This window comes from Candidatus Neomarinimicrobiota bacterium, from assembly GCA_022573815.1.
Classification (GTDB): Bacteria; Fidelibacterota; SORT01; order SORT01; family SORT01; genus JACZTG01.
On record JACZTG010000042.1, the window covers coordinates 1 to 10,331 of the forward strand.

General features: G+C 41.5%; 12 protein-coding genes. All 12 read left to right on the forward strand.

Translation table 11 applies throughout. The features are described from left to right. Positions 1 to 669: 3-oxoacyl-ACP reductase FabG (locus tag IIB39_10720; protein ID MCH8929170.1), on the forward strand; the 669-nt coding region annotated here is incomplete at its 5' end. Beyond that, positions 666 to 1,688: a zinc-binding dehydrogenase gene (locus IIB39_10725; protein ID MCH8929171.1), complete on the forward strand. Its 1,023-nt coding sequence runs from the start codon at positions 666 to 668 to the stop codon at positions 1,686 to 1,688. The genes IIB39_10720 and IIB39_10725, both read left to right, overlap by 4 nt. Positions 1,689 to 1,841: 153 nt before the next feature. Beyond that, entirely contained in the window at positions 1,842 to 1,988 is a 147-nt protein-coding gene (locus IIB39_10730; protein MCH8929172.1) for a hypothetical protein, read from the forward strand. A 769-nt stretch (positions 1,989 to 2,757) separates the two neighbouring features. After that, positions 2,758 to 3,345 carry a hemerythrin domain-containing protein gene (locus tag IIB39_10735; GenBank protein MCH8929173.1) on the forward strand — a complete coding sequence of 196 codons (588 nt, stop codon included), beginning with the start codon at positions 2,758 to 2,760 and terminating at the stop codon, positions 3,343 to 3,345. Between the two features lie 569 nt (positions 3,346 to 3,914). Then, positions 3,915 to 5,282, forward strand: a complete 1,368-nt coding sequence (locus tag IIB39_10740) for a hypothetical protein (GenBank protein ID MCH8929174.1) — start codon at positions 3,915 to 3,917, stop codon at positions 5,280 to 5,282. 29 nt (positions 5,283 to 5,311) lie between these two features. Further along, positions 5,312 to 5,704, forward strand: a complete 393-nt coding sequence (locus IIB39_10745; protein ID MCH8929175.1) for a hypothetical protein — start codon at positions 5,312 to 5,314, stop codon at positions 5,702 to 5,704. Continuing rightward, the gene (locus tag IIB39_10750) at positions 5,704 to 6,294 is read left to right on the forward strand and encodes a carboxypeptidase-like regulatory domain-containing protein (protein MCH8929176.1); all 591 of its coding nucleotides are present in this window, start codon (positions 5,704 to 5,706) and stop codon (positions 6,292 to 6,294) included. The genes IIB39_10745 and IIB39_10750 overlap by 1 nt, the downstream gene beginning before the upstream one ends. A gap of 27 nt (positions 6,295 to 6,321) precedes the next feature. Further along, positions 6,322 to 8,169: an FAD-dependent oxidoreductase gene (locus tag IIB39_10755; GenBank protein ID MCH8929177.1), complete on the forward strand. Its 1,848-nt coding sequence runs from the start codon at positions 6,322 to 6,324 to the stop codon at positions 8,167 to 8,169. Beyond that, positions 8,162 to 8,635 carry a Rieske (2Fe-2S) protein gene (locus tag IIB39_10760; protein ID MCH8929178.1) on the forward strand — a complete coding sequence of 158 codons (474 nt, stop codon included), beginning with the start codon at positions 8,162 to 8,164 and terminating at the stop codon, positions 8,633 to 8,635. Before IIB39_10755 ends, IIB39_10760 begins: the two co-directional genes overlap by 8 nt. 3 nt (positions 8,636 to 8,638) lie before the next feature. After that, positions 8,639 to 9,406, forward strand: coding sequence for a cytochrome b N-terminal domain-containing protein (locus IIB39_10765; protein MCH8929179.1), 768 nt, complete (start codon positions 8,639 to 8,641; stop codon positions 9,404 to 9,406). Then, positions 9,399 to 10,103: a hypothetical protein gene (locus IIB39_10770; GenBank protein MCH8929180.1), complete on the forward strand. Its 705-nt coding sequence runs from the start codon at positions 9,399 to 9,401 to the stop codon at positions 10,101 to 10,103. Before IIB39_10765 ends, IIB39_10770 begins: the two co-directional genes overlap by 8 nt. After that, positions 10,103 to 10,331: hypothetical protein (locus tag IIB39_10775; GenBank protein MCH8929181.1), on the forward strand; the 229-nt coding region annotated here is incomplete at its 3' end. The genes IIB39_10770 and IIB39_10775, both read left to right, overlap by 1 nt.

Sequence of the window (10,331 nt, forward strand, 5' to 3'; positions counted from 1 at the left end):
GCCCGTCATGGAGCAGATGTGGCAATAACGTTTGTTGGAGAGAAAGAAGATGCCGCCGAACTATCTGCACAAATATCATCTCTCGAAAGAGAATTTATTTCGATTGAAGCCGATGTAACTGACTATAGCGTTGCTGGAAAGGTTGTAAGCAGCGTAGTAGAAGGATTCAAGGGATTGGATATTCTCGTTTGCAATGCTGGTATAAACATTGACAGCGCTGTTTGGAAGATGGAAGAAAACGAATGGGACAGTGTCATAGACGTTAATCTCAAAGGTTGTTTTAATTATATCAGGGCTGTATCGCCTATATTCAAGAATCAAAAATCCGGTAAGATCATTACTATTTCATCCATTAACGGTCTTAGAGGTAAATTCGGACTATCGAACTATTCAGCGTCAAAAGCGGGGATCATAGGTCTCACAAAATCAGTAGCGAGAGAGATGGGCAGATACGGTGTGAATGTAAATTCTGTGGCTCCCGGATTTATAGAAACAGCTATGACCGCAAAATTGTCCTCTGAAATTCGGGAAGGAGCAATAAAAGAGAGCGCGCTCGGACGGCTCGGTAAACCCGAAGATGTCGCGAATTTGGTTCTCTTTCTTGCAAGCGATGAAGCGAAATATATAACAGGTCAGGTGATACAGGTAGATGGCGGACAATTGATATGAGGGCTGCGGTTTTTTACGGGGCGGGGCAAAAACTCGTTATAGAAGAAGTGCCGACCCCTGTTCCGACAGATGGGGAACTACTGATCAAGATAGCTGCCTGCGGAGTCTGTCATACCGACCTTCATTATATCGACCACGGGGTGCCTACTTTTAAAAAACCTCCACTGATCCTCGGTCACGAAGCTTCAGGAATAGTAGCTGAAATCGGCGAGGGCGTTAAGGGATGGGAGATAGGGGATAGAGTCTTAATTCCCGCGGTTATCAGTTGCGGTAACTGTGAGTTCTGTCTGTCCGAAAGAGAAAATATCTGCGCAAACCAGATAATGTTCGGCAATAACGTCAACGGCGCTTACGCTGAATATGTAGCGGCGCCGGCAAAAGATTTAATACATTTACCTGACAGACTTGATCTGAAAAAATCTTCAATTATCGCCGATGCCGTTTCAACTCCGTATCATGCTGTTAAGAACCGCGGACAGGTGAAATCAGGAGATAAAGTTGTCGTGATAGGATGTGGAGGGGTTGGTATCAATGTTGTGCAAATTGCCGCCGCATTGGGCGCTTCGGTCTATGCCGTTGATCTGAGTGATTCTAAACTTGAACTCGCAAAATCGTTAGGCGCATATAAGACGGTAAATCCCCTTGAAGATGTAGAGTACGTCCGGAACTTAAAGAAAGAAACGGGTGGCGGGTTCGAGATTGCGTTTGAGGCAATCGGAAATCCCAAGACCATTTCAGACGGCTACTCTCTCATTAATAGAGGGGGCAGATTGGTCGTCATTGGCTATACAGCTGAGGAGATGACCTTTTCGCCTGCAAGATTAATGTATTATGAACTTGAAATGATAGGCTCTCTTGGCTGCCGTCCGGCAGATTACTTGCCTTTGATAGAGATGATCGAACGGGGCAAGATCAAGTTAGAGCCGCTTATAACGGGAGAGTATCCTCTTGATAAGATAAATGATGCCTTGGATGAACTGAGAAACGGCAAGGCTTTGAGGTCAATTATCGTTCCGTGAAAATCTAACGCAACATTGCTACGTCATTGAGCGAGTGAAATATAGTCGATACGGAAAAAGAATTAGGAGGTAATAATGGGTATGATGGACAAAATGATGGAAGGTATGATGAAGCGGAAGATGAAAAGCATGGAAAAGATGGATCCTTAGGAGATGATGAAGAACATGCATGAGATGATGCCCAAGATGATGGATCATTGCATGTCTTCGTTCAGCGATGAGGACCGTCGAAATATGCTTGGTTTCTGCAGAGGGATGCTGGACGAGATGGAAGAAAAGTATCTTCCAACAAAAGGGTAAGTGCAACTATTCATACAAAGATTGAAAAGAGAATCGTATAATTGAAGAAGGGAGCGATTTCTCAATACAGGCAGATGGTACTTAAGGAACCTGCCCGGCTCGACGGAAGGAATATTCGGGCTGCCGATGAGTCTCGGATTCAATCTCCAGTTTGATAAATTTACACTCATTCTGGAATCTCGATTCCTCCCAGGTGGAACCGCTTCTACAGACTGGGAACCCACCGGGAACGTCCCTGAAGCGAACAATAGTCCTGGTTTTGATGATTAGCTATTAAGACAAAACTTTTTATCTAATAGACCATTATTTGTAAGACTCATATTTCACGTGCAAGAACAGATCCGCTTATATCACATGTCGCGCAATGAAGAGAACGGTTCACTTTCATACACGGGAGATACTTCACACCGATGCTGAACATGACGAAATTCGTCAATCTCAAATTCTATCCCTACTTACAATCGCACTGCGCTCAACGATGGTTGCTCTGTCATGTGTAGAAGATCTTCCATGGAAAACATTTTTGTAGACTTATAGAATCCTAATTAGCGTCATTAAGAATCTAAACTCGAAATTTTGCATAACTGGGAAATAATCAATCCCAATATTTTAATCAAATAAAATATTACTAAATCTATCACATTGTTATTCAGAAGCTTAGCGCGAAAGATATTTTAAAAAATAGAAATGCATAATAATTGTATCCAGTAAATCCGATAGTAACATTGTTATATCAATTTACGATAGGAATACATATACAGGAGAAAAAATGAAACCAACAGAAATACTGATAAAAGAACACGATGCAATACTGATTATGCTGAATATATTGGAGAAGGTATGTCACAGGCTCGATAAAGGAGAGCATGTTAAAGAGACTGATCTTGAAAAGATAATAGAATTCTTCAAAGAGTTTGCTGACAAATGCCATCATGGTAAAGAAGAGGATCTACTGTTTCCCGCCCTGGAAGAGTATGGTATACCCAATGAGGGCGGACCGATAGGGGTAATGCTTTCGGAGCATGTCATAGGACGAGAGAATGTCAAAGGAATGAGCGATGCTATTGCCAATTATAAGAAGGGAAAAGAATCTGCCCCGGAAGAGTTTATCCGATATGCGATGAATTACATTGCGCTGTTAACGGAGCACATCGATAAAGAAAATAATATTCTGTTCGTAATGGCAGATAAGCATATCCCGGAAGAGAGGCAGCGATCTCTTTTAATCGATTTCGAAAGAGCCGAAGAAGAGAAAATCGGTCCGGGCGTACATGAAAAATACCACAAGCTTTTAGATGAATTAAGCGTGGTCTATTTGAATAATCATGATTGTCAATGCCATTGTGATCATTTATAAATCAGAAAGAAACAGTGATCTGGTTACGAAGAACTGATAGTATTGATGTCAATGTTAATGAGTTACTGGCATAAATCAGGGAGTATGAATAGATATGATTCGATCGGGAGAAAAGAAAGTCGTGACAAAGTAGATGGGAAGCTAACGGGGTTGATCATAAAATCTTCCACAATGTCGAAAAATAGAAGAACTCGCTAATTACCTGTTAAATTTTCTGCACATTGGTATGATAAGATAAGCCGATACAAATTCAGGTCGCGAAAATGATTTCGTTTATAATTCTCGGACATAAGAATCCAAAATCAATTTCTTAGCAAATTTAAGAAATCAGCCTTAGTTTTACCACTCTATTATACCCTATAGATCCCTTTCTTATCATGCTGATAAATAAGAAGATAAGCTTGTTATTACGATAGTATGAAGCAGTTGGTACAATAGTTGAATGATAGTTTATGGATTTTTAAAACAATATGGATTTTGTGATTAAATATATTAACTGAGGAACGTGACAGTGTTTTAGATGACGGAATAGGTTGTTGAAATGATGTAATTACAAAAAGGGGGATGAAATGAAAATCAGAAATAATATAATCGGATGCATGATGCTGATACTGTTTTCAGTATTGCTGATCGCACCGGATGAAGCAGGAGCTATTCCTGCCTTTTCACGAAAATATCAAACTTCATGTGTTACATGCCATGTTGGCTTCCCAAAACTCACACCCTTCGGAGAGGTATTCAGAATAAATGGATTTAGATGGATGAGAAATGATGAGGAAATGACAAAAGAAGAACCCGTAAAATTAGGATCTGATGCTTACAAGCGGGTATTCCCTGATGCCGTTTGGCCGAGCGAAATGCCCGGAACATCTCCTGTTTCTTTCAGAGCGAAAACCGGATTTAAATTCAATCCTAAAGATGAAATAACTTCGACATTCATGTTGCCGACCTTACAGATCATGACGGGTGGAACTTTCGACGAAAACATAAGCTTTTTTGCCGGAGCCCATCTCTTTGAAGAAAACCAAACCGGTTCGATCGATCGTTTCTATATTCGATTTTCGAACCTTTTAATTAAATATATTCCGGAAAATATTCTGAATATAAGGTTTGGACAGTTCATTCCTGATATTGTTCCGTTTGCTTCAAATCACAGGGGAACGACGCTTACTGCTTACGCATTCAATACATTCGGACCCGGTCAGACGTCGTTTGCCGCCGACCATGCTCATGGGGGATCGTTCGGATTAGAAGCGTTTCAAATAGGAACTGAAGCCTCAGGTCTTATAAATCCAAGATTGCGTTACACAGTCGGATTAGTAAACGGTAATGGCTTAGGTCTCCCTGAGGAGGAATCCGTGATAGATGATCATGGCGATGATCACGGTGATGATACGTCTGGTGATGATCATTCCGGCATTGGAGACAATAATTCAGCAAAAGATCTATATGGAAGAGTCGCTTTCAAATTCGGCGGTCTCAATTTCGAGGGTATCGGAAGTGGTTCAGCATCTAAAGGTAATTGGGTTGATAATTCCTTGATGATAGGAATATTTGTTTATAATGGTAATCCCACAATCAACGGTACTGATCTCGGATTACGCCGTACCGGAATCGATTTCAGTTTTGGAATCGGAGACTTTTTCATCTACGGGGGCTTCATAAGCGGTTACGACGAAATGCTGATCAACGGAGAGATAATGAAATCAGAATATTCTCTGACATCCGCAGAGGTCAACTGGGTTATTTACCCATGGTTTTTACCTACCGTCAGGTATGAAATTGCTTCTCCTGAAGATGTAGATTCGTTTTCAAGAATTATTCCAAGTCTTACTTTACTCGTGAGATCTAACATCAAAATTATAGCGGAATCCACTTATAACAGCGGTGACAGTGGATTCAAGGGATTGAATACGCAACTTGAATTTGCATTTTAATAAGAAAAGATAAACGAGGGGGAATAGAAATGAAATCCTTAACTACAATAATAATCTTGACAATCACAGCGGGAGTGGTGCTGCTTGGATGCTCTGAGAGCACGGAGCCCGAAGATCATCAACCACCTGTAGTCACACTTTCAACTGCCCCGGCAACTATAACCGCTGGGAACACCGTTGAAATCGAGATTACGGTTGAAGATCATGATGGAAATCATATGGGCGGGTTGACATTATCCGGAGAAATTCACTTGCCTAATGATGGGGGTGAAGTAAGTCTCGATTTTCATGCTTCAACGGATGATGAAGGTCATTACCATGCTGAGTATACTTTCGCCATCGTGGGAACATATGAACTTCACTGCAGCTTTATGCATGACGGAGAAAACGTAGAGAATCACTTCGATATTGTGGTGCAATAATGATGAACAAATTCTTAATAATATTAGTCATAAATCTTGGGATGGTGGCAACGGTGCTTGCAGGAGAAATAAGCGGTGAGCTCAAGTGCCGGGGAGTTCGCGATTGCAGTGATGTGGTCGTATATATTGATAAGATCAATGAAGATGTTGAAGTTCCCAAAGAACATGTCGTCATGAATCAGAAGAATTTGAAGTTCATTCCTCATGTTCTTCCGATAGTGGTAGGTACCACAGTGGATTACTTGAACAGTGATGATGTACTGCACAATGTATTTTCACCTGACAAGTGCGCAGAAAAATTCAATCTGGGTACATGGAGCAAAGGAGAAACACGGTCCTATACTTATAACGACATAGACTGCGGCGCTGTCATGCTTTGTAACGTTCATCCTGAAATGGAGGCATGGATATTAGTTCTTCAAAACAAGTATTTCTACAAAACCGATAGGGATGGCAAGTACGTGATAAAAGACGTTCCACAGGGAAAATATGAACTTAAGGTATGGCATGAAAAAATAAAGGGAAAATCTCAGGAAGTCGAAATAACATCAGATGAAACAGTGATCGTAAACTTCAAACTAAAAAGATAATTGACTAATACGACACAAACTCACGACGTGAACTCAGAGTGGTTGAAGAGAAATTATCCATGTTTTTCCGCCTGCCCGGTTAATACAGAAGCCGGTCGATATGTTAATCTAATCGCTCAAGGACGGTTCGAAGAGGCGTATGCTGTCGCGAGAAGACCGAACCCGTTCGCCTCTATTTGCGGGAGAATATGTTCAGCTCCATGTGAGGATGTGTGTCGGAGGGGGGAGCTCGATGAGCCTATAAGTATACGGGCGTTAAAACGATTTGTGACTGAACGTTTTGGAGTAGAAAGCCTGATAGATACAAGAAAAATGAAAGAGTCGCTTCTTCCGCAAATAGAACCCAAGAATAAAAAAGTCGCAATTATCGGCTCGGGACCTGCAGGAATGTCCGCTGCGCATGATCTTGTGCTCAATGGATATGACGTAACAGTTTTTGAGGCGGCAGATGTTGCGGGAGGGATGCTGTTACTCGGGATTCCTGAATACAGGCTTCCAAGAGAATTGGTGAGTATGGAGATAAACGCAATACTGAATATGGGAGTTGAATTGCAGCTCCGAAGCGTTCTCGGCAGGGACTTTTCTCTAAAGGATTTAAAAATGAACGGATATGAAGCGGTCTTCATCGCAATTGGCGCGCATAAAAGCAGAGAATTGAATATAGAGGGCGTTCAATTTGACGGAGTACTTCGCGGTGTGGATTTCCTCTTAAACATAAATTTGGGATACAAAGTTGATCTGGGGGACAAGGTCATTGTTATTGGCGGTGGAAATGTTGCCCTTGATGTGGCGAGAACCGCTGCGCGACAAGAGCCTGTTGAGGAAGTCGCGTCAAATATTACTGAAGCGCTTGATGTGGCACGGTCGGCAATCCGATTCGGAGCAAGAGATGTCCATCTTGTCTGCCTGGAGTCACGAGATGAAATGCCCGCAAGTGATATAGAGATAGAAGAGGCTTTGGAAGAAAATATTCACATTCATAGTTCTCGCGGCCCGCAAAGAATTGTCGGAAAGAATGGTGTTGCAACGGGATTGGAAACTCTGGTATGCAGTTCGGTATTTGATGAAACAGGTAAATTCAATCCGCAATTTGAAGCCGGGTCAAATGAAATAATTGAAGCCGACAGCATAATATTAGCTATAGGTCAATCTTCCGAGTTAAAGTTTTTATCTCCAAAGGATGGGATTGAAGTCACTCCGAGAAATACGATAAAAGTTGACCGGGAGACTTTGGAAACAACCAAGCCGGGAGTATTTGCCGGAGGAGATGTCGCATTCGGTCCGAGAATAGCTATAGAAGCGGTAGCCGATGGAAGAAAGGCAGCTGCCTCGATAAACATTTATTTAGGTGGTAAATCGCACGAGGTCGAGAAGTTACAGATAAATGTTTTGGATACTTTCGACTTCACGCAATATGAAGATTTTGAAACCACCCATCGTCAAAAGATACCAGTTCTTGATATAGATAGGAGGATAGGAATAGCCCAAGTCGAACTTGGTTACGACGAAGAAACAGCGATCAGAGAAGCGAAAAGGTGTCTTCGATGTTGGGTGAACACGGAATTCTCAGGGACAGAAAAATACGGTAGTGAATGCATCCTCTGTGGAGGTTGTGTGGACATTTGTCCTGAAAACTGTATAGAGCTTACCAGATTTCACCGATTTGATTTTGACGAAGGGATGAAAGAGATCTTCGAGGAATCATCCGGCAATTTCATATTAGGTGAATCACCGGATAATCCCTTTGAACTCGGTTCTGTTATGATAAAAGACGAGACTATCTGTATCCGTTGCGGATTGTGCGCTAAACGGTGTCCTACTGACTGCATCAGAATGGAATCCTTCGACATTATAAAGGAGTTTAGCATTGTCTGAAAAAGACCCCAAGTTAATAAAAAGAAGAGAGTTTATTTGGAATTTAGGTTTCGGTTCGATTGGAATATCAATCGGCGGAGCTTCAATTCTTTCACTTCAATATTTAAAGCCTAACGTTTTGTTTGAAGCTCCGACAAAATTTAAAGCAGGAAGATCTGAAGAATATCAACCTGGAAGCATAACAGTTAACGTGGAACGGAAAGTATATATCGTTCGGAAAAAAGAAGGAAGTTTTTACGCGCTCTCTTCAGTCTGCACACATCTTGGATGTATCACAAATTATCAGTCAGCAGTGAAGAGAATCGCATGTCCATGTCATGGGAGCCTGTTCGATCTTGAAGGTAATGTCCTAAGCGGACCAGCTCCAAGATCGTTGAAACGGATCCTTATAGAGCAAAACGACAGAGGGGTGTTAGTTGTGGATACCAGCGTTGACGTTAGCGAAGATTATGTTTTAAGGGTATGATCTATGAATAAATTTATAGATAAGATCAGGAGTTCTACTGCATGGAAATCAATTTTCCGCAGCGGCTCGATCAAAAGTAATCTTGGCCGATCGCTTTTGATCTTTAACAATTTGTTCCTGCATGTGTTACCGGTTAAAGTAAAAGAAGATACTCTCCGATTTACAGCGACATTTTACTTAGGAATCACCTCTTTCTTTTTATTTATTATCCTCACCGTAACAGGAATTGTGCTAATGCTTTATTATCATCCCTCAATTCCTCAAGCCTATTGGGATATGAAAGATCTACAATTTGTGGTATCAAACGGTGTTTTCTTACGAAATATGCATCGCTGGGCAGCTCACGGCATGGTTGCATCCGTATTCCTGCATATGCTGAGGGTATTTTATGCAGGGGCGTTTCGCCCTCCAAAACAGTTCAATTGGGTAATTGGCGTGATATTGTTTGTGTTGACATTGCTATTGAGTTACACGGGATATCTACTGCCATGGGATCAACTTGCGTATTGGGCAGTGAGTGTGGGAGCAAACATGGCAGGAGCCGCTCCTGTATTTGGCGAACAAGTGAAATTCTTGCTTTTAGGGGGTAACACCATAGCAGAGAACACTTTGATCCGATTTTATGTTTTGCACTGTGTGATACTTCCTTTTTTTGTTACTATGCTTCTCGGCATACATTTTTGGAGAGTAAGGAAAGATGGAGGAATAAAACCTTTATTTGAGAAGGAAACGAATATAAAAGAAAATTCCGAGGTTGGCGTTGATGACTAAAAAAGATTATCTGGCTTCCGAAGATATCAAAGGTATGCCTACCCCAAAACGAGTAGTATTTATTAAAAAAGATTCGTCCGCAGCAGTAACTGAATTCGAGAAAAATGAGGTCATGACATTCCCGCATTTGGTGGTGAGAGGCGCCATAGCTTTTCAAATTCTGACAATATCTCTTGCTATAATATCGCTTTTGTTCGATGCTCCTCTGAAAAATATAGCCGATCCATTGCATACCGAAAATCCTGCAAAAGCGCCGTGGTATTTTCTCGGATTGCAGGAACTTTTGCATTATTTTCCACCCTTTATTGCCGGTGTCCTCATCCCGATGTTAGTGATAATTGCTCTCATAATTATTCCGTATTTCGATGTGAACGTTAAAGCTGAAGGATTGTGGGAGTCAGATAGAAAGCGGACATTCATCATTCTAACGGCATCCACATTTATTATATTCAGCTCTATGGCATTTTTTCATGCGTGGTCTGTGTCGCTGCCAACCTTATTCATCTATATCCTAATGGTCATCCCGTATTTTATTAAGACCGAGAGTGGATGGATAGGTCGTCTCCGACACGTTTCTTTGACCAACTGGGTTATGTCCTTATTTGTGTTGATCGCTACCGTCCTCACTGTCATAGGAGTATTCTTCCGAGGTCCCTATTGGTATTGGTCATTGCCTTGGATAGAAGGAATTTATTGATGCTGATCGAGAAAGTAAAAGATATGAGTAATGTTTTCGCAATTACTTCAATACTGTTTTTGATAGTGCTCGCAATCTCTCCGGCAAAAGATTATTTCAGCGAATGGCGGGCATTTCAACATGAGTATAATGAGCTGATTGAAGAACAGCCGAGAAGGATAAAACCGGTAGAAATAGGGATAAAACAATTTTGGCTTCCCGACTTAGGCGTGACAGATCGCTGTACTT

Bases quoted from the DNA above. Each gene is read 5' to 3' on its own strand.
- IIB39_10745 (MCH8929175.1), top strand. From the start codon at position 5,312: ATGAAATCCTTAACTACAATAATAATCTTGACAATCACAGCGGGAGTG.
- IIB39_10770 (MCH8929180.1), top strand. From the start codon at position 9,399: ATGACTAAAAAAGATTATCTGGCTTCCGAAGATATCAAAGGTATGCCT.
- IIB39_10740 (MCH8929174.1), top strand. From the start codon at position 3,915: ATGAAAATCAGAAATAATATAATCGGATGCATGATGCTGATACTGTTT.
- IIB39_10750 (MCH8929176.1), top strand. From the start codon at position 5,704: ATGATGAACAAATTCTTAATAATATTAGTCATAAATCTTGGGATGGTG.
- IIB39_10765 (MCH8929179.1), top strand. From the start codon at position 8,639: ATGAATAAATTTATAGATAAGATCAGGAGTTCTACTGCATGGAAATCA.
- IIB39_10725 (MCH8929171.1), top strand. From the start codon at position 666: ATGAGGGCTGCGGTTTTTTACGGGGCGGGGCAAAAACTCGTTATAGAA.
- IIB39_10735 (MCH8929173.1), top strand. From the start codon at position 2,758: ATGAAACCAACAGAAATACTGATAAAAGAACACGATGCAATACTGATT.
- IIB39_10730 (MCH8929172.1), top strand. From the start codon at position 1,842: ATGATGAAGAACATGCATGAGATGATGCCCAAGATGATGGATCATTGC.